Consider the following 25,681-nt stretch of genomic DNA (forward strand, 5'->3'; position numbering starts at 1 on the left):
GGTGGAACTACTGGATTGATTTACAAAAGAAAAACGGAATTGTCCCAAGAGATGAAAATTACAAACCCTCTTCCGCTTTCGATGTAAGACAACTAAACTCGAATAACATTAGGTCTATTGCTTCTTATGTAACAAAATACGTCACTAAAAACAATGACAAGTTTAATTGTCAAGTTTGGAACTGTTCGAGGCAAGTATCAGAACTCTATACTGATTTTTATACTGATTCTAGTTTCGTAGATGAGTTTAAAAAACTAAATGCAGTACTTAAAGAATTTGAAGTAAAAGACCATTCCAATAGACCAATTATAAATGTCAAAATGATAAACTTAAATAGGCAGACATTACCGCTTTATAAAAGATTAGATGACAAGAACAAAGCAATTAATATTTAAAACAAAAAAATACCATGAAAAACAATAATATAGAATTTCAAATACAATTACCAAGCAATATAAAATTTGCAACCGAAAACTCAACCAATGAGCGCGATATCTTACTAGAGATTTTTATCGCAAATTTAATTCACAACGGAAGTACTTTTGATGAATTACTAGAACCAACCAAAAAAATAAAAAACATAATAAACAGAGAAATAATGAAAACTAAAATTACAAATACAATTTTAGACTTCGTAAATTTAAATCCACAATATATTTATATACTTAAACAAGGTCGGAATAGTGAATTATTAAATTCTTTGGATATTGATTTTATAATCTAGTTTAAAATAATCATTTGATTATTTGTAGTAGATTTATAATATGTTTGACAAGAAATAAAGTCTGACAAATGTCAGACTTATGCACCAAATATTAAATAACTATGTCTCTAACATCAGACATATAAAAATATTGGTGGCAATACCCGCAAATACCACAAAGTTTGAAAGTTCTTAAATAAATTAATGAATAGTGTAAATCTTTTTATAAATTCGCATCGTTAGTAACGAAAAAATTGATAATTTATCGATAAATTTTATGAGTAAGTTAGAATTTCATATTGAAAAATCTGTACGCGGAGGTGACACCAATCTTGCAGCGCTTACTATTGAAGAGACTAATGCTCTAATTGAAATATTGACCGCACTTCGTAATATAGCTCTACATGAATCTAAAGATGATATCAAAATTGGTGTTGTTGATGGAAGCGCCTGTGCTTTAATGGATGGGGAAATTGAAACAATGGATAAAATCCATCTAAATATTTTAAAAGTTGTTCACAATGAAAGAGATCGTGATAATATATACGTTACAAACTTATTAAAGATAAGAGAACAGGTCAGGGAACGAGATTTAGAAATGAAAATAGTATATCGTCGTGGAGACGATACAAAGGATATAAAAAATTATTTTGACCAAACTTTTCATCAACGCAGACCACATAAAAAGCGTGAAAGTTCATTTATCTTAGAATTTATTGAAGGAGAAATAAAAAAAAGTGGTGAAAATTCTGGTAATTGGGCAAGTTTTAAATTTGAATCTAAAGGAGTAAAAATTAATATTTTATCCAGTGAAACTCAAGCAGGTTTAGCAGGTAAATTTCTATTTAAAAAAGATAGTAAAATTTCAGCTTGGGGAAAAATTGACAGCAATGGTCATGTTCATTATACTTGTGCAGATATTTATGTAGAGGGTACTGATGCTGATTATTATGATGAATTCAAAACATATTTCACTAATTTTTTTAAACTTACTGAAGTTGAAAGAATTAAATCAATTCATCATAAACTTCAAGAATATTATAGTCAGAATAATATTGGTCATGCAAAGAAATTTATTCGTTTGTTTCTTCACAATGAAGTTGAAGTTGGCTATTTATTAAGCATTTTAGTACTTAGTAAAAAATACTCAAAAAGAGATGAACTTATAAGTCTTTTAAATGATGCTGAAAAACTATTATCAAGCAAAAACAAAGGAACACTTTTGTAATGGGAAAGCTATCTGTAACTAAAATTAACAAAGAATTACTACGCTTCGACGACCACGACTTAGACGATGAGTTTTTGGGAGTAGCTGTTCTACTTGACCATCTTGGTAATCCTAAACATACTGGCCTTGCACTTTGTTTTGAAGGTGAAAAACTATTCTTCCATTTTAATGGTGAAGTTTTGCTCGATGATGTAACTGATTCAACAAGTAATATATATTATAAGAAACTTGAAATATTTCCAGATTCTTATTTAACCTACATTCGTGGACATTTTGATTTATTACTGAATACGGTTACTCCTCTGTATGGATTTGTTTTTACAGATTCTTTTTACGATGAATTTGGCACCTATGTTTCCGAAATTGAAAACTTACCAGATTTTTGCACTTGTGTAGGTTTTTGTATTAATGTAATTCGTAGCCTTTTTTTAAAGCCAACTACTAAATACATTGAAATAAATGATTGGACAAATGAGAGTTTAGAAAAAGTAAGTGAGGTTTACATAGAGATGGTAGATAAATATTTATTATTGGTAAAAGAACTTAACCCTCAATTTTTGCCTGAAATTAAAAAAAAGAATTACAAAAGAATTGCTCCTACTGAATTACTTTTATCAGGATTTTTAGCTCAACCCAAAAAACTACCCGTAAGAAAAAGTGATATTAACCCTCACGTATTGGAAACGCGTAAAATCTTGAAAGAAAAATGGATTGCCTCTGAAGATTAAAAATCTCTTCACTGCCAAAAACAGAGGTTTTATAAAATTAGGTTTTTAAGACTAAATTTTAAGGTGATTTTATATATTTGACTCAATCCTAATTGGAAATGATTATGGTGCAAATTTTCCCAACTTATGAAGCCTCGCGACGTTACAAAGCCTCAATAGGGGCTTTTTTTATTTAATAATCAAATTCATTCTTAAATTAATTCGTCCCCTCATTCGTCCCCTAGAAATAAAAAAGCCTTACAAACGCAATGTTTATAAGGCTTTTTAAGTTTAAAATGTGGTCCCACTTGGAATCGAACCAAGCACCTACTGATTATGAGTCAGTTGCTCTAACCGAATGAGCTATAGGACCTGTTTTACTTTACACTTGATACCGTAGTATTCTGTGTTCAGTGAATAAAGCATGCTTTATTTGAGGTTGCAATATTACTACATTTTTTGGGATTCCCAAAATTAATTTTTAATTTCTTGACACAATTCTATTAAAACACCGTTTGTAGATTTTGGGTGTAAGAAAGCAACTAGTTTATTGTCGGCTCCTTTTTTAGGTATTTCGTTTAGAATTACAAAGCCTTCTGATTGTAAACGAGCTATTTCCGAAACAATATCTTCTACATCGAAAGCGATATGGTGTATTCCTTCTCCTTTTTTTTCTAAGAATTTAGCAATCGGACTTTCTGGATTTGTAGCTTCTAATAATTCAATTTTATTTGGTCCGTTCATAAAAAATGATGTTTTTACGCCTTCACTCGCCACTTCTTCTTGTTTATATGATGGCGCTCCAAATAATTTTTCGAAAATTAAATTGGAAACTTCTAGACTTTTTACCGCAATTCCTATATGTTCTATTTTTCTCATTGTCGTTTTGTTTGTTACAAAGTTCGCAAAAATACAATTCATTTCCTAAAATAGCCCTGATTGCTTCGCCAGTTCGCGATGCTCGTGTGAGGCGATATCCCACGCCTTTTTGCGTGGATAAAGACGAAAGCAGGAACGTAATTTCCTGAAAATGCGCAAGCAACTCGCTTCTACTTTTAAGAATCTATTTGTAAAAATAGTTCCTACTTTTCGCTAAAATATCGTATTTTTGCCGTATGGAAACAAATAGACAGAAAAAAATAGGCGGAGTTATTCAGAAGGATTTAGTAGATATTTTGCAAGGTGAGATTCGCAAGAACGGGATTTCGAACCTTGTTATTTCGGTTTCTAAAGTGACTGTAACTACAGATTTAGGTGTAGCAAGAGTCTATTTGAGTGTTTTTCCGCAAGAAAAAGCGCCTGAAATTTTAGAATCTATCAAGTCTAATATGTATTTGATAAAACATGATTTGTCACAACGTGTACGCTTACAGTTGCGTAAAGTTCCTAATTTGGCTTTTTATATTGATGACAGTTTAGATTATATCGAAAAAATAGACAATGCACTTACTGGGAAAGAAAATCCTATCGAGAATCGTGATTTATTAGAAAAAAGAAAGAAAATATAATTTGAATTTCCCTCTTTACATAGCCAAACGTTACGTTTTTAGCCGAAGTAGTAATAATGCGATTAACATTATTTCTAAAATTGCTTTAGGAGGAATTGTAATTGGCGCTATGGTGCTTTTTGTCTTTATGTCAATCTTTAGTGGACTAAAAGAATTTAGCTTATCGTTTAGTAATGACTTCGATCCAGATTTGAAAATAATGCCAAAATATGGTAAATCATTTCTTATTTCGGAAGATCAGAAACGAAGAATTAAAGCCAATAAAGACATCGCTTTTTACAGCAAAACTATCGAAGAAAAAGTATTGTTTTTATATAAAAACAAAGAACAGGTAGCCTATATAAAAGGTGTCGATAGCCAGTACAACCTTGTAAACAATGTAAATAAAGTAATGTACGAAGGGCAATGGCTTGCGCCAAAAACGCCTCAAGTAGTTATAGGGAATATGATAACCCAGAAATTATCTTTGGGATTATTCGATTTAGATAATGCTTTCGAAATTTTTGTGCCAAAACCTGGAAAAGGTGCCATTTCTAATCCCGAAAATGCTTTCAATAAATCTAATTTAGTTCCTATTGGGATTTATGCGATAAATGATGAACTGGATTCTAAATATGTATTTGCCGATTTAGAACTCACGCAAGAACTACTAGAATTTAAACCCAATCAGATTTCTGGACTTGAGATAAAACTATCTCCAAATGCAAAAAGTGAAACTGTTGTCGATGATTTGAATACTATTTTTAACAATCAAGTAATTATTAAAAACAGAGCACAGCAAAACGACAGTTTGTACAAAATGCTAAATACCGAAAACACAATTCTTTACCTGATTTGTACCTTAGTTATTGTGCTTATCTTATTTACGCTGGCAGGTGCTATTATCATGATGATTCTTGACAAAAAAGATAATCTGAAAACCTTATATAGCGTAGGAACTCCTATTCCTGATTTACGAAGAATATTTTTGCTACAAGGCACTTTATTAACTGTTTTTGGCGGATTTGTAGGCTTGTTTTTAGGAATAATAATAGTGCTAATTCAGCAATATTTTAAAGTGGTTATGATTACCGAATCTCTAGCTTATCCTGTAATTTTCAATTTACAAAACGTAGCCATTGTTTTGGTAACCATTATAACATTAGGCGTTATGGCTTCCTTTATTGCCGGAAGTCGTGTGAGCAAAAAATTGTTGGAGTAATAGTTGGGCGTTACCTCGCTGAAAAAGCTCGGTCGGGCTTTCGCCTTTATCTTTTTTCGTTCCTCAAAAAGGATACCACCTCAATCCCTAACGCAAGCTGACAATCTTCAATTAAACATTTCGTAAGAATTCCTCTGTCAAAATAATATAATAAAATCATACATTTATTTTATTATATTTGGTTTACAAACAAACACAATCATAATGACACCAGTAATTCCTAAACAAGCAGTAAATCAGTTAAAAAAATTATTAGATAATTTCAAAATAAATGAAGCTATAGAGCTTTGTTCAAATGAGGCGCAAACAAGAAAATTTCTTATCGAGCCTTTTTTCTTTATGCTAAATTATGAATCAAACAATTTAATTCCAGAATACAATGCTGATTTTGGTGATCGAGTTAGTCAAAAGATAGATTATGCTATTTTGTTAAATAAAAAAGATACTATTCTTGTTGAAGCAAAAAAATATGGTTCAAAATTAACTGATAAAGAAGCTGGGCAACTTAATGGCTATTTTAATAATACAAAGAATTCAAAAATTGCAATTTTAACCAATGGAATTGAATACAGATTTTATTCAGATGTTGTTGAACCAAATATAATTGACAACAAACCATTTTTTACTTTCAATATAATAACTTATAAAGAAATTGATTTAGAAACACTTATCACTTTCGATAAACGATATATCAACATTTTACAAATAGTTAAATCAGCACAAGAAATAGTGTTTGTTGAAAGTTTTGAAACAGCTTTTTTTAAAGAATTAATTGCACCGTCAAAAGACCTTTTGAAAAGCATTCATAAAAACATGACTTTCAACACAAAGTTTAATGAAGAAACGCAAGGTAAAATGATTAACCTTATCAATTCGTCATTTTTAAAATGCATGTATGACAAAAAAGTTTTACTTGAATCAATGTCAAATTCACAAGGTGTTATTACTACTGAAGCAGAAGTTCAAGCCTATCACACAATAAGAACATTATTAATTCAGAATAAGAAAATTCCAAATGAGCGAATAAGTTATAGAGATTTCAAAAGCTTCTTCAATATAAGTGTAGATGATTCAACAAAAAAAGTAATATGTAAACTTGTATTCTCTGATTCTAAAATGAAAGTAATCATTGACAATAATGAATACATATTAGAACACATTGATGATTTACTTAAATATAAAAATGAATTGACTAATAGAGCAATATTATTACTTGAATCATAAAAGAATTAAACAAACTGATAACCCGCATAAACCTCTTCAACTTCACTTAATACCTTAAATAATTCCTCAGGATCATCGAGAGTAACCAATCTTTGTTTGTATTCCTTAAATGAGTGAATTCCTTTAAAATAATTGGTATAATGACGACGCATTTCTACAATTCCTACGCGCTCGCCTTTCCAATCCATAGACCAAGTAAGGTGATTCCTGGTGGCTTCTACCCTATCCGTAACTGTTGGTGCTGGCAAATGTTCGCCTGTGGCAAAATAATGTTTTATTTCATTAAAAATCCAAGGATACCCAATCGCAGCACGACCTATCATCATGCCATCGAGACCAAACTTATTTTTGTATTCTAATGCTTTTTCAGGCGAATCGATATCGCCATTTCCAAAGATAGGCATCGTAATTCTCGGATTGTTTTTTACTCTTTCTATATGCGTCCAGTCCGAATGACCTTTATACATTTGCGCTCTTGTTCTCGCATGAACCGTTAATGCTTGCACACCAATGTCTTGCAAACGTTCGGCAACTTCATCAATATTAATAGAATTATCGTCCCAACCCAAGCGAGTTTTTACAGTCACTGGCAAACTAGTACTTCTAATAACAGCTTTAGTCAACCGAACCATAAGATCTACATCTTTTAGAACGCCTGCTCCTGCTCCTTTACAAACTACTTTTTTTACGGGACAACCAAAATTAATATCTACCAAATCAGGGTGAACGGCATCGACAATTTTTGCAGACATGGCCATAGCTTCCTCATCACCACCAAAAATTTGAATTCCAACTGGTCGTTCGTAATCGAAAATATCTAATTTTTGTCGGCTTTTTATAGCGTCACGAATTAATCCTTCGGAAGAAATAAATTCCGAATACATTAAATCTGCACCATGCAACTTACACAATCTACGAAATGGCGGATCGCTCACATCTTCCATAGGTGCGAGTAGTAATGGGAAATCTGGCAATATGATGTTACCTATTTTAGGCATTGTCTATTTTTTTGCAAAGATAGAAGTTTTCTGTGAGAGATAATAGACTTATTTTCAACCATGATTTACACAAATTACCACGAATTTCTATTTGTAATCTTAAGGATTTTGTCATTTCGACGAAGGAGAAATCAAATAATCCGAATAATTAAATGTGATTTCTCCTTCGTCGAAATGACAAACTTTGCGTAATCAGTTAATAATAATTCTTTCTTTTATCAAAAAAAGTGATTGGTTTTCTACTCATCGGATTAAAAATAAGTGGATTTAGAATCTCTTTCGTCGTAAATTCAATTTTTGGAGTGACTCTCAATTTGGCTCTAAAATGGTCTTTCAATTCTTGCAAAAATGCTTCCGATTTATTTTTGACTGCAATTTTTATTAATATTTCATCCGTTCCTAAATCATTAGTAGAAATTTCGATAATATGACTTTCTATGTTTTCAAAATGAATTAAAACATCATTCATCGCTGGCGGATACAAGGTTGTTCCTTTGTATTTTATCATTTGTTGTTTTCGCCCAATTACTGGTCCAACTCGTAACGTATTTCGCCCGCAAGCACAAGATTCAGTATATAATTGTACGATATCACCAGTTTTGAAACGAACTAACGGCATGGCTTCTACTCCAATTGTAGTGAAAGTTAATTCGCCAGATTCACCATTTTTTACAGGCTTATTATTCTCGTCTAACACTTCAATAATAATTAATTCTGGATGATGATGACCACCAATTGAATGTTCACATTCGGTAAATGCAGTACTCATTTCGGTCGATGCATACGTCGAAAATAACTTAATATTCCATTTATCAGTTATTTTTTTAGACAAAATACTCATCGAAAAATCTTGATTCCGAAGCGATTCTCCAATGCAAATCGCGCCTTTTATACTTGATTTATTATAATCGATATTATTATTTTCGGCATATTCTATCAGTTTTAATAAAAACGAAGGAACTGTTATTAAGTGTGTTGGTTTGTATTTTAAAATAGAATCCCATTGCAGTTCAGGAATTCCTGCACCAACACGAATGACGCCCACTTTCATTTTTCGCAAGCCTAAAAAATAAGCCAATCCAGCCATAAATCTTCGGTCGATTGTGGTCATCATTTGCACCACATCACCTTCTTTTATACCTGCGCAATCGAAAGAAATGGCTTCATTATAAGCCAATCTTTCTAAATCATTATCGGTCAGTCCAAAAGTTACTGGTTCGCCTAATGTTCCAGAAGTTGTAGCATAATCGATTATTTTATTAACTGGAACGCACAAAAAATCATCATTGTATTTTTGCAAATCTTCTTTTGAAGTTACTGGTAACAATTGTAAATCTTCTAGTGTTTTTATGTTTTTTATGTCGATATTCTCCTTTGCAAAAAGTCTTTTGTAATAAGGCGAATTCTGGTTTACGTAAGCTAGTAATTCCAAAAGTTTTTGCTCCTGAAAAGATTTAATTTCTTCGGTTGTTGCGATTTCTATTTTTGGAATCATCTTAGTTTTCTTTCTATTTTCTTTAAATACTTTTCGATTTCTAATTTCTCTGGAAGTGTTGTAATTTCTTTTGTTAACGCTTTTTCGAATTGCTCTTTTGCCAATTGATATTGTTTTTTTTGATAAAAACTCAATCCCACTTTATAATAAACAAACCAATAATTTGGGTTCAAAAATTGATAGTGTGTAACAAAATCCGAAGATAATTCTTTTTTAGCTTCTAAAAACGCATCTGCTTTTCTGTCTTCAATTCTAAACAACTCGTAATTTTTATATTCCGATGTTTCTAGAAAAGCATCTTTGGGAATATTTAAATTTTCTTGCTGTAATGAAACTATTTCTCCTTCAGAATTATTTTTATTAAAAATTTTATTCAAATCATAACAAACGAATTCCCCTAGTTGATACGGATTTGCAGAAACCCAAACCAATCGTTGCTCTGGTTTAAAAATAATTCCGTGGTGCGCAATCATTTGATTTAAAGCCTTTTCATTCCCGTAACCCAAAGGTAAATTATTTAAACCTTCTTTATTTCGTAATATTTCGGAAGCGATTTTTGGGTTTATTTTTGGGTTTTCATCAAATAATTCGACCATTCTGTCGTAACGATATTTAGAATGACTATTGGTTATTTGATATTTATTTCTGTCATCATTTTTTAAATTTTCACTTTGAAAATGATTAGAACAAATCAATTGATTACTGTTTTTAACATCAAAAACGCCAAAATTATTTGGAGAAACTTCAATTAAAATAGCTTTTTTATCATTAGCACTTCCAATCATTATCGATTCTGACACAAAAACTTGACGCTTTTTTGCAATGGTAATGGCTTCGTCAATATTCTTAGCATATTGCAGAATCTCACGAGTAAGAATAGAAATTGGTGTTTTTGCTATAAGTGGAATTTTAGATTTTCCAGCATTTATAGTAACCGTTAATCCTTCGTTATTCATTCCAGAGCAAGCACCAATCATGCCTGCCCAAGTCACCATCATAAACGGATAGCCTTGTTTTGGGTTTACAAAAGCTACGATTTTATCTTTGGCAAAATCATCGCCTGCATAAAAATCGAAATTTCTCCCTAAAATTAAACCTCCATCTTCAGATTTATTTCCCCAAGCGGCAAATGAGGAACAACCAACCAACGCCAAATCCTGCAGTGCGTGGCCAATATCGTGAGCGCCATGCAAATATAAGCTTCGTAAATATGGTGGTGCAATGTTGTCGAAATCATGCGATGAATACTGCGAAATTCCATAAATTTCGGTTTTATATTCTTCTGGCACATTCAAATATAGTTTTCGATTGTACCATTTCAAGAAAGTTCGAAGTAATTTCTGTTTGGTTTTTGATGGTAATAAATCATTAATCTTTGAAAAAAAAACGGTTTCCTGTTTCTTTAACAAACTGTCCGACAAACTCCCAAATGCCAATCCTCTTTCGAGCGCATCACCTTCTAAATAAAGTTCCCAAAGATTTTGTTTGTTCTTAAGCAAGAAATTATTTCCTGTTGAAAAAAGAGTCTTCGACTGTTTTTTTACAATTGGAATCGTATTGTTATAACCATATAATTGCGGCTTATGACGCAATGATTTTGATGTTCCGCAAGAGAAAACCATCAAAAGAAATAGTGATAAAATTGAATATTGAAAAAGTTTTTTCATTTTTATCTATTCTTCTGTAAATTGATTGATTTTATCAACCAAATATTCTTTGCCTACAATTTCCGAACAAGTTACAACAGCACCAATAGTTACGCCTAAAACACCGTGCATATTGATACTTTGACCTGTAAGATATAAGTTGTTTAGTTTGGTTTTTGAAGCTATAAATGTTTTCATTGGGTTATTTGAATCTTTTTCGTAACCATACATATTTCCTTTGTAACCACCTATATAATCACGGTAAGAAAGTGGTGTTGATGTATGAACAGATTTAATACAATCCTTAATTCCTGGAAATTTAAGTTCTATTTCCTCTAAGAATTTTTCTGCTTTTCTAGCTTTAAATTCGTCGTAAGTTTCGCCACGCTCTTCTTTCTCAGCAGTTGTGTTATAAGTATGTTCCCAAGCTTTTAGCTCATCAAATTTCATGTAAGTCATAAATGTCATACCATCTGCCCAAACATCCTCTTTTCCTGCATTCATCGAAGCCATAAATGCTTTTGGCCAAGATTGTTCGTCGTATTCATGGGCTGTCCAAACATCGTCGCTATTTTTGTAATGGTAATAATTATGATTGCGATATTTGAAAGTTTCTGGCTTAAAAACAATATACAAACTAAAGGCTGAAATTACGCCTTCTAAACTTTCGATTCGTTTGATATATGATTTTCTAAATTTGTCTTCCCCAACCATTTTCAAGGTTGCTTTTGGATCTACATTAGATATGAAAATATTCCCAGAAACTGATGTTCCTTCTTTCATAACGGCTCGTTTGACATCGTTTTCTTCCGATTCAAATTTTACAACTTCTTTGTACTTATACACTTCTCCTCCGTGTTTTTTAAGTTGTTTTATCAGCTGTTTTGTAATTTGACTTCCTCCATTTACGCAACGATATGCACTCTGAATATAAGAGTTTACAGACAAGGCGTGAACATAAAAAGGAGATTTGTCGGCAATTCCTGCATACAAAAAATTGGTTCCGCCAAGAACTGCTCGCAATTCTTTATTTTCGGTTACACCATCTATAAATTGCTTGGCATTTACAGCTAAAATTTCGCTGTCGTATTCTCCTTCATGTTGCAAATTATACAAAGGAAATGAATCGCAAGTTGTGGTAACTTCTTTGCAATATTTTTCGATATTATCTTTTTCTTCAGGGAAAAACTTGACTAGTTGATTGGTGAAATTTTGATATCCTTGAGCGTGAGGAAACTCTTTTTTTGTGTCTTCAAAAGAAATAATATCGAAACCGTCTTCGTCCATTTTTTTGAGTTTCAAATCATCCATAATGCCTAAATATTTAAAATATTTATACAAATTCTGACCTTCACTTAATCCTCCAATATAATGAATTCCGGTATCGAAAATAGTTTTATCTCTTACAAAGGTTTGCAAATTTCCACCAAACTGATTGTTTTTTTCCAGCACGCAAACACTATAACCTTCTTTGGCTAATATAATGGCAGAAACTAAGCCTCCCAAACCACTTCCTATAATTACTATGTCGTAATGCTCTTTCATTAAGATTTTTTCTTTAAAACAATCAATTGGTCGTCTTGAAATTCGATTTCAAAACCAATGAATGAATTTAGTGATTTAATATTGTTAATTAATAAAACGTTATTTGTAATATCAACTATTTTTTGAATATTGATATCATTAGTCACATCTGAAATTAAAATAACATCATAGTTATTACCTATTTCATCTTCTGATGTCAAATAATTTATATCTCGCTTATTTGTCCAAAGGTTTTGTTTAGCAACATCTCTATATAACTCATTTACAAGATAACTGTCTATTTTTCTTTGGGCTTCTTGCAAGGTTAATAACACATCTAGTTGACCGAAATCATTAGCTAAATGCAATACTTTCGCTTTTGGACCAATGTGTTTATTTAAGTTAAAATAACACTGTAAATTGGCTTTCAAATCTGCTTTAACAGCATTTACAATTTCAGTTTCTTTATAAGCAAAACTGAGTAAAATCATTTTTTTGAAATAATTTTTTTCCTCAATTTCGTAACGCAATTTTTGAAATTCTTGTTTAAAAAAAGCACCTATTTTTTTTGTTTTTTCTTTGTAATCATTCCCAAAAGCATAGTTTTTTGGTGTGATTCTATCTAAAATTTTAATGGTAATTGAACCATCATAAATAATAAAGTCATTTTTGGGAAGCGCTTCGGAATTTCCGTGAATAAGAATCGGAATAATGTCTAAATTAAAATGTTCGGCAATAAAAAAAGCTCCTTTATGAAAACGCTTCATCACATTACTCTCAGACCTTGTCCCTTCTGGGAAAATAACTATCGAATAACCTTCTTCAATTTTAGGTCGCAAATGTTCTAAACTGCCATCTACTCCTTCAGAAACTGGATAAAAACCAGATGCTTTTACTGCTCCACCAAAAACAGGCGAATTATAAACCCAATCGCTTACTAAATAAATAATTTTTGGACTGAGCAACCCAACAGATAGAATATCTAAAAATGAAGTATGATTGGCGATAATTACAGCTGGTTTATCAAATTTCTCATTCCCATTGTTAATGATTTTTTTAATTACAAAAGGATTGGTATAAAGCACCGATTTCATGAATTTTGACATCACATATCGGAAATATTTCATTTTAACTTCGGTTTTAAATGGTAGTATTTTTAGAATGGTAACACTAAAAATAGACATCAGAAAACCTCCAAAACCATAATAAAAGAACGAAAGAATACCGTGAATAAAAGAACGCAATTCGAACGGTTGTTTTCCTTTTTTGGTTCTATTAGTTACAAAAAAAGCAAAAACCAAAGGTTGAATGACAAACGTAATTATCAAAGACGAAAATATTCCAATAATTCCAATTAATGCAATAGATTTTAATGCAGGATGTTTGGCAAAAATTAAAACTCCAATTCCTAAAATAGTTGTGGCTACCGATAGTAAAATGGAAGTTTTATAGGTTGGTAATTCAATTTTCCCAAAAGTGTGTTCCTTTTGCAAAGCCATAGTCATAAAAATACTATAATCGACTCCTATTCCGAAGATTAGTGTACAAACAATAATATTAATCACATTAAACTGAATATCGAAAATTCCCATAATTCCAGTCGTAAAAATCCAACTTATTAGTATTGGAATAATACTTACAATTGCTAATTCTAATCTTCTAAAAGCAATAAAAAGAACTAAAAATATAATAATGAAAGAATAATTTTCAAGATTTTCGAAATTGGCCTTCAATGAGTTTAAAAACACCTCGTTTGTTTCTTGCCTATCAATTACAACTGTATTTACTTGCTTTTTTATATCGTTTACAAATGAATCTCTTTTATCATTTGGTACTTTTACCAAAGTAGAAATGGTATAAAAATTATGTTTATTAGCAACGAATTCTTCTAGAAAGAATGACTTTACTTTTGCATATTCTTGGAAAGAAATAGCATTAAAATTTTGATTTAAAGTTTCATAAAAAACAGAAAAAGTATGGTCTTTAAACCCATATTTATTCCCATTGGAAATTAAATTTCTTTTAAGACTCAGCTTTTTTTCTGAATCCCAAAAAGAATTCCAATCCTGAATTTTTTGTTTCTGAATTTCTTCAGAAAAAATAATACCACCAATAGAACTAAAATTTAGAATTCTTGCCGCTTTTTTCTCTTTTTCTAATACAGAAAACAACTTATTGTTGTTCTCTAAAACTTCTTCATAATTTTTGCCATGTGTAACCAGATAAATAGATTTTGAAGAAATATTGGCGATATTTTCTAAATATTTTTCTGTTTTTTTCAATTCCGGCGTCATAAAATTAAGTGATGACAAATCATTATTGAAGGTAACTTTAGAATAAGTGAAAAGCGAAATAATTAGTAAAACAAAAACTGAAGCAATTAAAAATTTATTTTTATGATAGGAATAAGAACCTAATTTATCGATAATATTTAGCTTTGGAACTACAATTTTCTCTTTTGTTTTGTACAAAAGTGGAATTAAAACCAATGAGAAAAATGAAGTGGCAACAACACTTAAAGCAGCGAAAATTGCCAAATCCTGCAAAGCTTCCGATTTAATAAAAAACAAGCATAAGAAAGTAATTCCAGTTGTAATTCCGCAAAGCATCAATGGCTTTGAAATGTCTTTATACAACAGTTTAATGTCTTTTTTATTCCGCAAATGTGTCAAGACATAAATAGAATAATCTGTCGTTTCTCCTAATAAAATAGAACTAATTCCGAGCGATATAGCCGAAATTGTTCCTTTAAAAAAGTACAAAACAGCTAAAGCAAAAATAGCTCCAAAAATAGAAGGTATAAAAATCAGAATTGGTGTTGAAATATTTCTGTAAAAAAAAGCTAAAATCAGAATCAAAGTTACTGTTGCAAAAATGGAAGTTTTTTGCACATCTGATTTTATTTGTGTAGCATTCGCAACTGCAACAGGAGTAGCTCCGAAATAACTCATGGCAACTTTATTTCCAAATTTAGCATTCAAATTAGTTTTTATCTTTTCTAATTCACCAATAAACAAAGTGTTTTTATCGGTTTCATTTGCAGGAAGTTTTGTCGTAATAAACAACATTAAATTCTTCTTATCTTTGGTTAAAACGAAGCCATTTTGTAATTCGAAATCATCTCCAATACTTAATTGTTGTAATTTTTTTAGTGCTATGAATGAAATTCCCAACGGATCCTGAAGTATAAAATCTTTAGTAACCATTCCTGTAGGAGAAACTAACGATTTATAATCGGCTTCAACAATTTTTGAAATACTATCGTTATTTATTTTATTTTGAATGGTTGCATAATCGTTTTTATCTAAAAAAAGCGGCAAATGAGCATAAACAAAATCGAAAGTTTCTTGTATATTTTCTTCATCTAATTTTCCTTGAAGCTTACCTACATAAGGCTTACATTTACTTTCTAATTCATTAATAAATTCATTGGCATATTGGGTTAAATCATCAGGAGAACCATTGTTTTTGCTTTTTATAATAATGGTTATTTTATCGGCAAAATTAACTTGTTCCAATACTTTTGATGTAACTCCAGATTGATCATTTGACGGTATGAGTTGTGTGATGTTTTCCTGAAAAGAAATTCTTGAAGCAAAAAAACCAAAAGAAAGTAGTAATGCAAATACAATTGCTGAAAATAGCAATTTATTTTTATTGGCGAATGAATTAACGTTAAAGAAGAAATTTTGCATGCTTTATTTTTTGCCCTTAAAAGTACTAAAAACCATTAACAAAAAATAACCGAAAAGACCAAAAATAATTGACGTTATGGTTGCTAAAACAAAGCTTCCTATGAGATACTGGCTAATGTTGTTTTGAACATCGGCAAATGTCATCGAAGTATCTAGCAATAAAGGTTTTCCAGTCCTCACAAAGTAACTTCCTATTTTTAGAGATCCATAAATTATAAAAGGAATAAAAACAGGAAAACTAACATTCGAAAAAGCAAATGCAATCACTTTATTTAACTTAAAAAAAACAGCTAAAAAAAGCACAATAATAGTCTGAAATCCCCAAAAAGGAGAAATCGCTATAAAAGTACCTAATGCAATTGAAAAGGATTTTTTTGCAATACTATCCTCATTATGCAATATATTTTCTAGTACAAATTTCTTAATTCCTTTTTTTTTTTTAGCCTCAAAAAAAAATCTCTTGGTTTGATATAAAAAAGTGCAATTACTACCAAAATTGTATTCAAAATACTAATTCGTGTAAAATCCTTAAATGGTCTAAAATGCGAAACTCTTTCGGTTGGATCATATAAAACCTGAATCGGTATATTTTTCACATTAATTCCTTTCCAAGCAGCACGCACAATCACTTCAATTTCGAACTCAAATTTATTTGTAAAATAGTTTTTAGGAATCTTTTGCAAAGGATATAATCGGTAACCCGATTGTGTGTCTTCTAACTTGATTCCTGTTTCAAACCAAAACCAAAAATTTGAAAATTTGTTTCCAAAACTACTTTTCTTAGGCACATTTTCCTGTGTCATATTTCGGCTTCCTATGAGTAGAGCTTCTCCATTAAGATTAATTTCATTAATAAAAGAAGGAATATCTGAAGCAAAATGTTGTCCATCGGAATCGATAGTTATTGCAAAATCATAATTAAGCGCTAAAGCTTTTTTGAAACCATTTTGTAATGCGATTCCTTTTCCAGCATTTTTTGGATGGTGTATTTGAGTAAGATTTGAATAGTTTTTTAAAATTTCCGCTGTCGAATCGGTCGAACCATCATTTACAACAATCACATTGGCAGTATATTCTAAAACTGAATCTAAAACACGCGCTAATGTTTTATGATTATTATACGTGGGTACAATAACACAAAAATTTAATGATTTTGTTCGATTTATTTCGGGAATAAAAGTTTCCATTGATGGACTTTAACTATTTGATAGTTTGTTTTTGATCGGAAGAAAAACTTTTAGATTGTAATATAAAGTTTTTCAAATAAGCTTTCAAAACATTAGACTGCTCGTTGTAATGAGACAAAATAAACATAGCATCTTCTTTTTTGTTCTTATTATATTTTACAATTGCAGGTACATTTTCCTGAATACTTAATCGGATTAATCGGATTTCAACACTATTTGGCTCGCTTTCAATGGCAAGCTCTACTAATTTAGCACCTTCTTTAAAATTTTTAATTTTATCAGAAATTTTCTTTGCAAATTTTGAAGAAATGGTAATTGATGATCCTTTGTAGGCTAATAATGTTTTGTTGCTTTCAGTTGTAACCTCTGATAATTTTAATAAAAATTCTTTTGATGTAGCCTCTGAACTTGCTGCATTCGGATACAACTTCCTAACCTCAGAAATATCTGGATTACTGAAAGAAAACAGAAAATAAAAAATAGAAAATAGAAGTTTCATCTTTTGTATTTAAACGTTTAATTAAATTTTCTTATAAACGCTACTCAATTTTAAAGCTACAGTTTCGTTAAAGTAAGTTGTATTTTTTACTTTAACCAACCCTTCCTCAGTTATTGTGACATCTAGTTCTAAGCGCAATTCTGGTGTTACTTCTGGATTTATTAATGCCATGAATTTAACGTTCGTTAAACTTTGCATAATTAGAGAACTCTCTGTGATTTGCTCCGTAAGTTCTTTAATAATTTGCATCATACAAACTCCTGGCATAATAGGATTACCTGGGAAATGTCCTTTGAAAACTTCATGTTTTTCATTAACAAAAATGATAGCCAAATATTTTTGGCTATCATTTTTTTCTAATGAAATTACTTTATAAAAATCTTTTAAAAGCATATTTTTTTATTTTATATCAAATGTATAAGTTGCTCCAATAGAAAATACAACATTTGTATGATCACTACTGTTGCTGCTGTAATAACCATTATTAGTATAATAATTATTATTGTGGTATGAAGGGACTATTCCTTTTTTAATTCTTGCTTCTAGACCAAAGTTTTTTGTGATATCATAACCTGCTCCTAATTGAAATGTTAAATCAATATCGTTTTCCGCTTGCATATTTTTTTCATCTACAACAAACTCTACAGCTGGCCCAAGAAGAACATTAAACTTGTTAAAAGTAAACTTATTTATAACTGCAATCGATAAGTAAGAAACATCTAGTTTTGTGCTTCTAGAAACATTGTTGTCTATATAATTTATTGTTGAACCTTGGTTAGAATAATCTATCTCTGGTTGTAATGTATAAAATTTAGTAAGATGTAAGGCACCATAAAAACCTACATAAAAATCTGTTTTTGATGCAAAATCATTATTATTAGATATCCCTCCGTAATACAAATCATTATTATAGGCATCTCCTTTTGTAAAATGAGTAAAATTCAATCCTCCACGTAATCCTGGTTTGAATGTAACTTGTGCTTGCATTTGTGTAAATCCTAATAAAGCAATAATTGCAACAATAAATAATTTTTTCATTTTTAATTTTTTAAATAATTTAACTCTATTCTTAATTTTATATTATAATGTTGAATAATAATATTTTCGGCAAAAGTATTGTTTTCCGCTTTAAAAGCAATATTTATCTGTTCTTTTCTTTTGGTTGAATGTATAATTTTAAAGAGTTTACCTTCTGTTTTTGATGCAAAAAGATAATTAAACTTAGTTCCCTCTTCAGATTTATATACTTTACTTTCGGTATTTTCTAATTGTTCTTTTATTAAAAATTGATTTTTTAGCAACAATTTAAAATCACTTTTTAAAGTATTAATTAATATTTTTCTATTCAATTCATCTACAATAGAGTTTATTTTAAAATTGTTTTCAGAAATCTCAAAATCTAATAATTTATTTCCAAATTCGGTCGTAAAAACAACTCTGTGTGTCGTTGCATTTATTTTTTTTGCAATAAAAATTCCCGACATATCATTGCCATAAACCGAAATATTTGCTTTATAAGTATAATCTATTTCGGAATTAGCAAAATACGGGACGTTATAAACTGTAGTTTCTAAAGTTACCGGCTTCAGCTCTTTTTCGAGATGATTTGTAGCACAAGAAGTAACTAAAAACAGAATACTAATTAAAAATAGAACTGTCGATTTTTGCATTTAATATTTTATTTTTCAACACAATACGTGTATAATCTTCCGATGATTCTAGCAATTTAACTTGAATTACTGTAGCATCATCTTTATCGAAAGTTAACTCAATTTGCTTAATGTATTTTTTTAGTGCTGCATCTTTTGGGATAAACTTCGTAATGTTATTGGTTTTATTTTTAAAATAAGAAATCACAAATTCCTTATCATCAAACATATCACCACTTACACTTCCCACAATAAGTTTATTTATTTTTCCGAAAATTTTGCTGCTGCTCACGTCCATTGAACTCTTCTTACCTTCGTCATCTATAAAAATCTTTCCATTTTTAAAAACAATACTATAACTATAAGGCTTCTTATATTGCCATTGTAACATATTTGGTTCTTTGAATGCCATTTTCCCTGAAGTTTCTATGTCTTTCGATAAAAAATCTAGGTGTTTGTATTGCACAAAATCCGTACTTAAAGATTTTATTTTTGTCGCTACTTCTTTGACTGTTTTTTTGAAAGAAACAATTTCTGTTTCAGTCATTTTTTGCTCTTGAGCAAGTAGCGAAAAGTTGCAAAAACATAAAATTAATGCAATTATAGATATTTTAATCTTCATAAGCTTTGATCTCTAAAAGTTGCTCTAACGAAACAACTTTATATTCATTTTCTTCAATAAACAGCAATAACTGTTCCAATGCCTTTACAGATTGTAAGGACGTATCGTGCAAAAGTACAATTCCGCCAGGAGAAATTAGTTTTTTTATCCTGTTAAAAACCAGTTTTTCGTTTTTAATAATTCCGTCTAACGAACGAATATTCCAGCCAATAACATGGTGTTTTGTTACCTCTAAAGCTCTTCTGATAGAAGGATTTGTAACACCAAAAGGTGGACGAAACAAAATAGTTTTTTTTTCTGAAATTTTTTCAATTAATGCATCCGTTTTTAAAATTTCGGCTATTAATTTGTCTTTTCTATAAAAATCGAAAAGACGAGAATGATTGAAAGAATGATTCCCTACGATATGACCTTCAGAAATAATTTTTTTTAAAATTTCAGGATGTTTTTCTACATTCTTACCAATACAAAAAAAAGTAGCTTTTGCATTGTGTTTTTTCAAAATATCTAAAACCAATAATGTCATTTCGTGTGGCCCGTCATCAAATGTTAGCGCAACATTCTTTTCTTTTTCTGATGGATTATTACAATACGCTTTCAAGTGGAAATTTAAAGGGATTTGAGAAGATCCTATGACAATAATTATAAATCTAGCTGTAAATAGCAACAGAAATAACCACCAATTTACCCTTACAAAAAAACTAAGAAGTAATAGTAAGGCAAGAAGTACAAAAAAAACAATATTTGTATTTCTGTAATTTAGCATCTTGAAATTAAAGTAAAACTATGATCGATTCCTTTGTATTGATTGTATAAAAGTATGGTTTTATAGTCTATTTTTCCTAAATGATTGACTTTTAGAATTTCAGGAATTTGTTGCGTTTTTATAATCTTTGCGCCAACCCATAATCCAAAAGCGGAAGCTGTATTGTACTCGCCTGACAAATGTTTATAATAAACTTGCTGTGTTTTTGCAAAAGTATTTTCAGCAATATTTTTATAAAAAATATCCGTTTCTACATCACCATTATAACCCAAAACTACCACATCGATATCTGAAATTTGCAAACTATTTGATTTCAAGAAATCAATTATTTTTGTTTCAACTTCATCTATATGAAGTTTATTAATGATTTCAACATCTAAAACCTCAGCATACGAATTCTGTTGTTTTTTATCTTCAAGAACAAAAAAAGTAGCGCCTTCGCTATATACAACTCCTTTTGTAGTTGAATTTAAGACTTTATACGGACTCTCATTGTCTTGTTTTATGAATCCAGCCAATTTAAAAAGCGATGCTGTATAATCGTTCATTTCGTCTATTCCGCCAATTAAAATTGAGGAAGCTTCGTTTTCATCAAACTGTAATTTTGCATCTAAAAGTGCAGATTCAAAAGAGACTGAACCGTTTACATACGTAAAATTATAGGCTTTGCATTGCAATCCTAAAGCAATTTGAGAACCCACTGTATTATGAGTAGATTGGATAAAAGAAGTAGGTGTCAAAAATTCTTCCTTATTATCGATTAATGCTCTTAGGAATTTATCAGAATCGTCTATGCAACCCATTCCAGTTCCTGTAATAATAGCGTCAAAGTTTTCAGTATTCGCTTCTTTCATAGCTAATGTAGAAGCTACAATGCCGTTTTTCACTCCTTTTGCCATTCTTCGAATTGCTGTTGGTGAGATAAAATCTTTGTAAACAGGAATTTCTAATGGTAAAACATTCTCTGTTTCGTTTATTATTGCTTCTTCCAAAAAAATTGTGTCGAACGTTTTTTGCGCCGAAATACAACCTACACCATTTATATATGTCTTTCTCATTCGCTTTTAGAAAAAATTACAGTCGAACAATTTCCACCAAATCCGAATGAATTCGACAAAACGTGTTCGATATTTTTTTGTTTTAAAGTGGTTTGCGGAATCATATTAAACTCTTCCATAGGTGTTTTGAAATTCAAATTAGGAAAAACCACATTGTTCTGTATTGCCAAAACACTATAAACTGCTTCAATTGCTGCTGCTGCTGCTAATGTGTGACCTGTAAATGGTTTTGTTGAACTAAAATCGGGAATATTATTCTCGCCAAAAACTCTAACTATTGCTCTTCCTTCTGATAAATCATTGTTAGGCGTTGCTGTTCCATGCACATTGATATAATCAATTTGCTCTGATTTTAAACCCGAAACTTGAAAAGCTTTTTCCATGGCTAGAAAGGCACCATCTCCGTTTTCGGAAGAGGCGGTTTGATGAAAAGCATCGTTTGCATTTCCGTAACCAGAAACTCTTGCAAGTACTTTTTTGTTTTCTTTTTTTACAATTTCATCGGATTCTAATACTAAAAAAGCTGCGGCTTCACCTAAATTTAATCCTTTTCTATCATTATCAAATGGCATATTATATCCATCCGATAAAATCATCAAGGTTTTAAATCCGTTGATGGTGAATTTTGCCAAAGCATCAGTTCCGCCCACAATCACTCGATCTAGTTTTCCTGATTTTATTAATCTCGCACCTAGCATAATCGAATTGGCTGCCGACGAACAAGCAGTGCTTATTGTAGTTACCATTCCGTTTAAGCCTAATTCATTTGCTATTTTTTGAGCCACATCGCCACCATCATGACAACTTATATATTTGATGGTTTCTGGCTTTTCGAAATAATCGTAATAATATCTTTCGGTCATGTCCATTCCACCAACGCTAGTTGCCGAAATTAGTCCTGTTTTGTATTCATTTATCGAAGTAATTCCTGCATTTGCAACTGCTTGTTTGGCTGCAATGGCACCAATCATAGTGGTTCTCGAAAAATTATTATCCAAAGGAAGTTGAAGTTCATCAGCTAACTCTTGGTTGGTTTTCTTGATTTCACCCACTTTTCTCAAATCAGCATGTACCGTCGAAATATTTTCGATGGTTGTAATTGCCGTTTTGTTATTTAGTAATGAAGCATAATTTTCTTCAACCGAATTTCCGATTGCCGAAATAATTCCCATTCCCGTGATTGCAACTCCTTTCATTTTAATTTTAGATTTCTGTGTTGTAAAAGTTATTTAATTTAGAAATTCTAAATCTAAATAATTTTTATTTTTGTCTTTTAAATCTACGTATAGAATAGTTTCTCTTTTTATAGCAAAATGCATTTTCAATTTAGTCGTTTCCATATTTACGTGAATACTATAATTAATGAATTCACTCCTATATGGAATTTTTATCTCAATCGAATTTAAGCTAATATCAACGTGAGAAACTTCATCTTCATATCTTGACGTTTTTCTAACTTCTTGTTTCCAAGAATTTGAATTTATTTTAACATTTTCAAGATTAACAATTATTTTTTCACCATATTTTTTTAGTTTCTGAATTTCTGCTTTCTCTTCTGTGTTTAACTTTTTCTCTTTTAAGTTTAGAATCAAAAACCAAATTACAAATGGCAATAAAATTAATGTCCCAATTCCAGCAAATAATATATTCCCATCAAGACCTACATATAGAATTATAAATCCTAAAAAAAATATCGATGCTAATATATATCCTAAAAATCTAATTAGTTTTTCTCTAACATTTATATCCATATTGTCAATATAATTTTTCTTAAATCTTGCCAACTGGTTTCTTATAACTCGATGGTTTGCGTTAGGGATTGCAGTGGAAATCCTTTTTTGAGGTTTTTCTTCGAAAAAAAAGATTACTTCACTACACTTCTATTTTCATTTGAGTTCAGTGAACTTTGTTTGCAACGAAAAGCCCGACCCTTGTGGTAACGCCAAAATCAAAAAACTATTTTGTTCTGTTTGCAGTGATATAAGCTGCCATAGTTTCGATAGATTGAAAAATATTTTTTCCTTCTTTTGGATCTACTAATTTGATTCCGTAATCTTTGTCAAGCATAACAATAAGCTCTAAAGCGTCGATAGAATCTAATCCTAATCCGTCGCCAAATAGGGCATCATTATCTGCTACATCTGCTGCATTTATATCTTCTAAGTTTAGAACTTCAATGATTTTTTCTTTTAATTCTTGTTTTAACGCTTCCATATTATTTGTTATATAAATTTTCTATTATTTCTTTATTATGTTCTGTTTTCCCTTCGTTGGCAACCAAATAAAGGAATGCTTTGTATTCTTCGTTATAATATTCGACCCAACCGCAAAGTACTTTTTCTGCTTTTTTTGTATGCAAAAGTACGTTGGCATAATTTGTCATGAATTCCGAATGGAACGCGTCAAAGATAAAAAAAGAATTTTCACTTTTCAATTGGTGCTTAATACTAATTTCTCCGATGCAAATATTGGGTAACGTGTAAACGAAAACTGCTGGAGACGGAAAATAATTTTCCTTATCGGAAATGGAGTTTTGGTATTTTACATCGGTATCCAAACTTGATGATTTATTGGCAAAAACCAAAGCAATATTATTTTCTTTAGATTCGTCTATCTCGTTTTTTAAAAGTAATTCAGCCGCCAGAAAAGCCAATTTACTCAAACTATCCATTTTGAAAAACTTCGGGTAATTAATATCGAAATTCTGATATGCTTTTTTTGAAAAATCAGAAAACAGATCAGAATCTGATTTAAAAATCGATTCCCCATTCAGTATAATTTCATTATTCTGAATGGTGCAGAAGGATTGTATGTAGGTTTTATTTTCTAACATTATTTTATTTTTTCGAATAAAACTGCTGTATTGCAACCACCAAAACCAGAAGCTGTTTTTAAGAAATAGTTGCAGTTTTTATCTTGATTTTCTTTAATAATATTAATGGGTTGAGTAACTCCCATCTCATCAAAACCTAAAGAAACAAATAATTTATTTTGTAAAACAGATTGAATTCCAATAACGGTTTCTAGTAATCCAGAAGCGCCTAAAGTATGTCCGTAAAATCCTTTTAGACTATTTATCGGAACATTTTCTAATTCTAATCTGTTGAATGCGATAGCTTCCATTTCGTCATTAAAAGGTGTTGCTGTTCCGTGAGCAGAAATATAATCGATTTGATTTGCGTTTATTTTGGCTTCCGCCAAAGCCCTTTCGATACTTCGATAAAGTCCTTCACCCGTTCTTGATGGTCCAGAAATATGATTGGCATCGTTTATAGCACCATCACCAATAATTTTTATTTTAGCATTTTCTTTATTAGCTGAAACCAAAACCGCTGCTGTTGCTTCGCCAAGAGAAACTCCAGTTCTATTTTTTGAATAGGGTTTGCATGGTAAATCGCTCATGGCTTGAAAGGAATTGAATCCGGACAAAACAAACTCGGAAACTTCATCGCCAGCCACTACAAATATATTGTCGAACATTTCGCACTGAATCAATCTTTTGGCAACTGAAACTGCTAAAATTCCAGAAACACAAGCATTTGAAACGACAATTGGTTCGGCTCTGAATCCGAAAAAATTAGAAATATTTTTTGCTAATTGATGTAAATGTGAATTTTGAAAACTCTCCTCTGAGGGATTTGCTAATGCTGTAATATTTCCTTTGGTTGTAGAAAGTAGGAAACCAACTTTATTATTCAAATCTAATTTTGAGTTTTCAACTATGGGTTGCAAAGCCAAAATCATCATTTTTTCTAATCTTGTGAAATTCTCTGATGGAGAAATTTTAGCGAAAGCCAAATTTAATTCCTCATTATTGATTGTTGACGCATAAAATGGTTTGTTCAACATGCCATTCTGATGTAATTGAATACCAGAAATGCCACTTTCAATGTTTTGAATATTGGTGATAACATCAAACCCGATCGGTGTAATGCAGTTTGTTTCGGTAATAAATACTTCTTTGACCATTT

Annotated in this window: 25 protein-coding genes, 1 tRNA gene and 1 pseudogene; 7 read left to right on the forward strand and 20 right to left on the reverse strand. The window is 30.7% G+C overall.

Translation table 11 applies throughout. The features are described 5' to 3' along the window. The 4 genes from ACKVOV_RS02230 to ACKVOV_RS02245 form a co-directional block, all read left to right on the forward strand. On the forward strand, positions 1 to 395 hold a 395-nt coding region (locus ACKVOV_RS02230; protein WP_409205152.1), incomplete at its 5' end, for a hypothetical protein. Positions 396 to 409: 14 nt separating this feature from the next. Next, positions 410 to 724 carry a hypothetical protein gene (locus tag ACKVOV_RS02235; protein ID WP_409205153.1) on the forward strand — a complete coding sequence of 105 codons (315 nt, stop codon included), beginning with the start codon at positions 410 to 412 and terminating at the stop codon, positions 722 to 724. A gap of 256 nt (positions 725 to 980) precedes the next feature. Further along, complete coding sequence (locus ACKVOV_RS02240) at positions 981 to 1,931, forward strand: hypothetical protein (protein WP_409205154.1); 951 nt, start codon at positions 981 to 983, stop codon at positions 1,929 to 1,931. Beyond that, positions 1,931 to 2,659, forward strand: a complete 729-nt coding sequence (locus ACKVOV_RS02245) for a hypothetical protein (protein ID WP_409205155.1) — start codon at positions 1,931 to 1,933, stop codon at positions 2,657 to 2,659. The genes ACKVOV_RS02240 and ACKVOV_RS02245 overlap by 1 nt, the downstream gene beginning before the upstream one ends. A 278-nt stretch (positions 2,660 to 2,937) precedes the next feature. Here the strand turns inward: ACKVOV_RS02245 and ACKVOV_RS02250 are convergent. Together ACKVOV_RS02250 and mce are read right to left on the reverse strand one after the other, a co-directional pair. Then, positions 2,938 to 3,011: transfer RNA gene (locus ACKVOV_RS02250), tRNA-Ile, on the reverse strand. Between the two features lie 101 nt (positions 3,012 to 3,112). Then, positions 3,113 to 3,517 carry a methylmalonyl-CoA epimerase gene (gene mce, locus ACKVOV_RS02255; protein WP_409205156.1) on the reverse strand — a complete coding sequence of 135 codons (405 nt, stop codon included), beginning with the start codon at positions 3,515 to 3,517 and terminating at the stop codon, positions 3,113 to 3,115. Between the two features lie 236 nt (positions 3,518 to 3,753). Here mce and rbfA point away from each other — a divergent pair, with 236 nt between their 5' ends. The 3 genes from rbfA to ACKVOV_RS02270 all read left to right on the forward strand — a co-directional run bounded on the left by rbfA (position 3,754) and on the right by ACKVOV_RS02270 (position 6,571). Beyond that, the gene (rbfA, locus tag ACKVOV_RS02260) at positions 3,754 to 4,146 is read left to right on the forward strand and encodes a 30S ribosome-binding factor RbfA (RefSeq protein ID WP_091475307.1); all 393 of its coding nucleotides are present in this window, start codon (positions 3,754 to 3,756) and stop codon (positions 4,144 to 4,146) included. 1 nt (position 4,147) lies between these two features. Then, positions 4,148 to 5,347: an ABC transporter permease gene (locus tag ACKVOV_RS02265; protein ID WP_409205157.1), complete on the forward strand. Its 1,200-nt coding sequence runs from the start codon at positions 4,148 to 4,150 to the stop codon at positions 5,345 to 5,347. Positions 5,348 to 5,551: 204 nt separating this feature from the next. Then, positions 5,552 to 6,571, forward strand: a complete 1,020-nt coding sequence (locus ACKVOV_RS02270; RefSeq protein WP_409205158.1) for a type I restriction enzyme HsdR N-terminal domain-containing protein — start codon at positions 5,552 to 5,554, stop codon at positions 6,569 to 6,571. Positions 6,572 to 6,576: 5 nt separating this feature from the next. On the opposite strand, the gene dusB is transcribed toward ACKVOV_RS02270, so the two are convergent. The 18 genes and pseudogenes from dusB to ACKVOV_RS02360 all read right to left on the reverse strand — a co-directional run bounded on the left by dusB (position 6,577) and on the right by ACKVOV_RS02360 (position 25,679). Then, on the reverse strand, positions 6,577 to 7,569 hold the full coding sequence (gene dusB / locus ACKVOV_RS02275) for a tRNA dihydrouridine synthase DusB (protein WP_409205159.1): 993 nt from the start codon (positions 7,567 to 7,569) through the stop codon (positions 6,577 to 6,579). A gap of 196 nt (positions 7,570 to 7,765) precedes the next feature. Beyond that, positions 7,766 to 9,064 carry a phenylacetate--CoA ligase gene (locus tag ACKVOV_RS02280; RefSeq protein ID WP_409205160.1) on the reverse strand — a complete coding sequence of 433 codons (1,299 nt, stop codon included), beginning with the start codon at positions 9,062 to 9,064 and terminating at the stop codon, positions 7,766 to 7,768. Continuing rightward, complete coding sequence (locus ACKVOV_RS02285; RefSeq protein WP_409205161.1) at positions 9,061 to 10,731, reverse strand: C45 family autoproteolytic acyltransferase/hydolase; 1,671 nt, start codon at positions 10,729 to 10,731, stop codon at positions 9,061 to 9,063. Before ACKVOV_RS02285 ends, ACKVOV_RS02280 begins: the two co-directional genes overlap by 4 nt. Before the next feature lie 6 nt (positions 10,732 to 10,737). After that, positions 10,738 to 12,255, reverse strand: coding sequence for a phytoene desaturase family protein (locus ACKVOV_RS02290; protein WP_409205162.1), 1,518 nt, complete (start codon positions 12,253 to 12,255; stop codon positions 10,738 to 10,740). Beyond that, a complete protein-coding gene (locus tag ACKVOV_RS02295) occupies positions 12,255 to 15,929 on the reverse strand; it encodes a 1-acyl-sn-glycerol-3-phosphate acyltransferase (protein WP_409205163.1) in 3,675 nt (1,224 codons plus the stop codon). Before ACKVOV_RS02295 ends, ACKVOV_RS02290 begins: the two co-directional genes overlap by 1 nt. Before the next feature lie 3 nt (positions 15,930 to 15,932). Further along, positions 15,933 to 17,116, reverse strand: a pseudogene (locus ACKVOV_RS02300) (DUF2062 domain-containing protein). 13 nt (positions 17,117 to 17,129) lie between these two features. Further along, on the reverse strand, positions 17,130 to 17,615 hold the full coding sequence (locus ACKVOV_RS02305) for a hypothetical protein (protein ID WP_409205164.1): 486 nt from the start codon (positions 17,613 to 17,615) through the stop codon (positions 17,130 to 17,132). Positions 17,616 to 17,636: 21 nt separating this feature from the next. Further along, a complete protein-coding gene (locus ACKVOV_RS02310) occupies positions 17,637 to 18,008 on the reverse strand; it encodes a 3-hydroxyacyl-ACP dehydratase (protein ID WP_409205165.1) in 372 nt (123 codons plus the stop codon). Positions 18,009 to 18,014: 6 nt separating this feature from the next. Next, on the reverse strand, positions 18,015 to 18,653 hold the full coding sequence (locus tag ACKVOV_RS02315; protein ID WP_409205166.1) for an outer membrane beta-barrel protein: 639 nt from the start codon (positions 18,651 to 18,653) through the stop codon (positions 18,015 to 18,017). A 2-nt stretch (positions 18,654 to 18,655) separates the two neighbouring features. After that, the gene (locus ACKVOV_RS02320) at positions 18,656 to 19,285 is read right to left on the reverse strand and encodes a hypothetical protein (protein ID WP_409205167.1); all 630 of its coding nucleotides are present in this window, start codon (positions 19,283 to 19,285) and stop codon (positions 18,656 to 18,658) included. Next, positions 19,254 to 19,886 (reverse strand): LolA family protein, encoded by a 633-nt coding sequence (locus ACKVOV_RS02325; protein ID WP_409205168.1) that lies wholly within the window; start codon positions 19,884 to 19,886, stop codon positions 19,254 to 19,256. Before ACKVOV_RS02325 ends, ACKVOV_RS02320 begins: the two co-directional genes overlap by 32 nt. After that, a complete protein-coding gene (locus ACKVOV_RS02330) occupies positions 19,876 to 20,652 on the reverse strand; it encodes a polysaccharide deacetylase family protein (protein WP_409205169.1) in 777 nt (258 codons plus the stop codon). Before ACKVOV_RS02330 ends, ACKVOV_RS02325 begins: the two co-directional genes overlap by 11 nt. After that, on the reverse strand, positions 20,646 to 21,710 hold the full coding sequence (locus tag ACKVOV_RS02335) for a beta-ketoacyl synthase N-terminal-like domain-containing protein (protein ID WP_409205170.1): 1,065 nt from the start codon (positions 21,708 to 21,710) through the stop codon (positions 20,646 to 20,648). Before ACKVOV_RS02335 ends, ACKVOV_RS02330 begins: the two co-directional genes overlap by 7 nt. Next, positions 21,707 to 22,906 carry a beta-ketoacyl-[acyl-carrier-protein] synthase family protein gene (locus tag ACKVOV_RS02340; protein WP_409205171.1) on the reverse strand — a complete coding sequence of 400 codons (1,200 nt, stop codon included), beginning with the start codon at positions 22,904 to 22,906 and terminating at the stop codon, positions 21,707 to 21,709. Before ACKVOV_RS02340 ends, ACKVOV_RS02335 begins: the two co-directional genes overlap by 4 nt. A gap of 33 nt (positions 22,907 to 22,939) precedes the next feature. Then, positions 22,940 to 23,494, reverse strand: a complete 555-nt coding sequence (locus ACKVOV_RS02345; RefSeq protein WP_409205172.1) for a hypothetical protein — start codon at positions 23,492 to 23,494, stop codon at positions 22,940 to 22,942. 172 nt (positions 23,495 to 23,666) lie between these two features. Then, positions 23,667 to 23,924, reverse strand: a complete 258-nt coding sequence (locus ACKVOV_RS02350) for a phosphopantetheine-binding protein (RefSeq protein WP_409205173.1) — start codon at positions 23,922 to 23,924, stop codon at positions 23,667 to 23,669. 1 nt (position 23,925) lies between these two features. After that, positions 23,926 to 24,543, reverse strand: coding sequence for a 3-oxoacyl-ACP synthase (locus tag ACKVOV_RS02355; protein WP_409205174.1), 618 nt, complete (start codon positions 24,541 to 24,543; stop codon positions 23,926 to 23,928). Next, positions 24,543 to 25,679 (reverse strand): beta-ketoacyl-[acyl-carrier-protein] synthase family protein, encoded by a 1,137-nt coding sequence (locus tag ACKVOV_RS02360; RefSeq protein WP_409205175.1) that lies wholly within the window; start codon positions 25,677 to 25,679, stop codon positions 24,543 to 24,545. The genes ACKVOV_RS02355 and ACKVOV_RS02360 overlap by 1 nt, the downstream gene beginning before the upstream one ends. Positions 25,680 to 25,681: the final 2 nt, after the last annotated feature.

It is taken from the genome of Flavobacterium sp. (genome assembly GCF_046153165.1).
Lineage (GTDB): Bacteria > Bacteroidota > Bacteroidia > Flavobacteriales > Flavobacteriaceae > Flavobacterium.

What these genes read in the sequence shown, in the direction of transcription:
- ACKVOV_RS02235 (WP_409205153.1), top strand. Translation starts at nt 410, where the DNA reads ATGAAAAACAATAATATAGAATTTCAAATACAATTACCAAGCAATATA.
- ACKVOV_RS02240 (WP_409205154.1), top strand. Translation starts at nt 981, where the DNA reads ATGAGTAAGTTAGAATTTCATATTGAAAAATCTGTACGCGGAGGTGAC.
- ACKVOV_RS02245 (WP_409205155.1), top strand. Translation starts at nt 1,931, where the DNA reads ATGGGAAAGCTATCTGTAACTAAAATTAACAAAGAATTACTACGCTTC.
- mce (WP_409205156.1), bottom strand. Translation starts at nt 3,517, where the DNA reads ATGAGAAAAATAGAACATATAGGAATTGCGGTAAAAAGTCTAGAAGTT.
- rbfA (WP_091475307.1), top strand. Translation starts at nt 3,754, where the DNA reads ATGGAAACAAATAGACAGAAAAAAATAGGCGGAGTTATTCAGAAGGAT.
- ACKVOV_RS02270 (WP_409205158.1), top strand. Translation starts at nt 5,552, where the DNA reads ATGACACCAGTAATTCCTAAACAAGCAGTAAATCAGTTAAAAAAATTA.
- dusB (WP_409205159.1), bottom strand. Translation starts at nt 7,569, where the DNA reads ATGCCTAAAATAGGTAACATCATATTGCCAGATTTCCCATTACTACTC.
- ACKVOV_RS02280 (WP_409205160.1), bottom strand. Translation starts at nt 9,064, where the DNA reads ATGATTCCAAAAATAGAAATCGCAACAACCGAAGAAATTAAATCTTTT.
- ACKVOV_RS02285 (WP_409205161.1), bottom strand. Translation starts at nt 10,731, where the DNA reads ATGAAAAAACTTTTTCAATATTCAATTTTATCACTATTTCTTTTGATG.
- ACKVOV_RS02290 (WP_409205162.1), bottom strand. Translation starts at nt 12,255, where the DNA reads ATGAAAGAGCATTACGACATAGTAATTATAGGAAGTGGTTTGGGAGGC.
- ACKVOV_RS02295 (WP_409205163.1), bottom strand. Translation starts at nt 15,929, where the DNA reads ATGCAAAATTTCTTCTTTAACGTTAATTCATTCGCCAATAAAAATAAA.
- ACKVOV_RS02305 (WP_409205164.1), bottom strand. Translation starts at nt 17,615, where the DNA reads ATGAAACTTCTATTTTCTATTTTTTATTTTCTGTTTTCTTTCAGTAAT.
- ACKVOV_RS02310 (WP_409205165.1), bottom strand. Translation starts at nt 18,008, where the DNA reads ATGCTTTTAAAAGATTTTTATAAAGTAATTTCATTAGAAAAAAATGAT.
- ACKVOV_RS02315 (WP_409205166.1), bottom strand. Translation starts at nt 18,653, where the DNA reads ATGAAAAAATTATTTATTGTTGCAATTATTGCTTTATTAGGATTTACA.
- ACKVOV_RS02320 (WP_409205167.1), bottom strand. Translation starts at nt 19,285, where the DNA reads ATGCAAAAATCGACAGTTCTATTTTTAATTAGTATTCTGTTTTTAGTT.
- ACKVOV_RS02325 (WP_409205168.1), bottom strand. Translation starts at nt 19,886, where the DNA reads ATGAAGATTAAAATATCTATAATTGCATTAATTTTATGTTTTTGCAAC.
- ACKVOV_RS02330 (WP_409205169.1), bottom strand. Translation starts at nt 20,652, where the DNA reads ATGCTAAATTACAGAAATACAAATATTGTTTTTTTTGTACTTCTTGCC.
- ACKVOV_RS02335 (WP_409205170.1), bottom strand. Translation starts at nt 21,710, where the DNA reads ATGAGAAAGACATATATAAATGGTGTAGGTTGTATTTCGGCGCAAAAA.
- ACKVOV_RS02340 (WP_409205171.1), bottom strand. Translation starts at nt 22,906, where the DNA reads ATGAAAGGAGTTGCAATCACGGGAATGGGAATTATTTCGGCAATCGGA.
- ACKVOV_RS02350 (WP_409205173.1), bottom strand. Translation starts at nt 23,924, where the DNA reads ATGGAAGCGTTAAAACAAGAATTAAAAGAAAAAATCATTGAAGTTCTA.
- ACKVOV_RS02355 (WP_409205174.1), bottom strand. Translation starts at nt 24,543, where the DNA reads ATGTTAGAAAATAAAACCTACATACAATCCTTCTGCACCATTCAGAAT.
- ACKVOV_RS02360 (WP_409205175.1), bottom strand. Translation starts at nt 25,679, where the DNA reads ATGGTCAAAGAAGTATTTATTACCGAAACAAACTGCATTACACCGATC.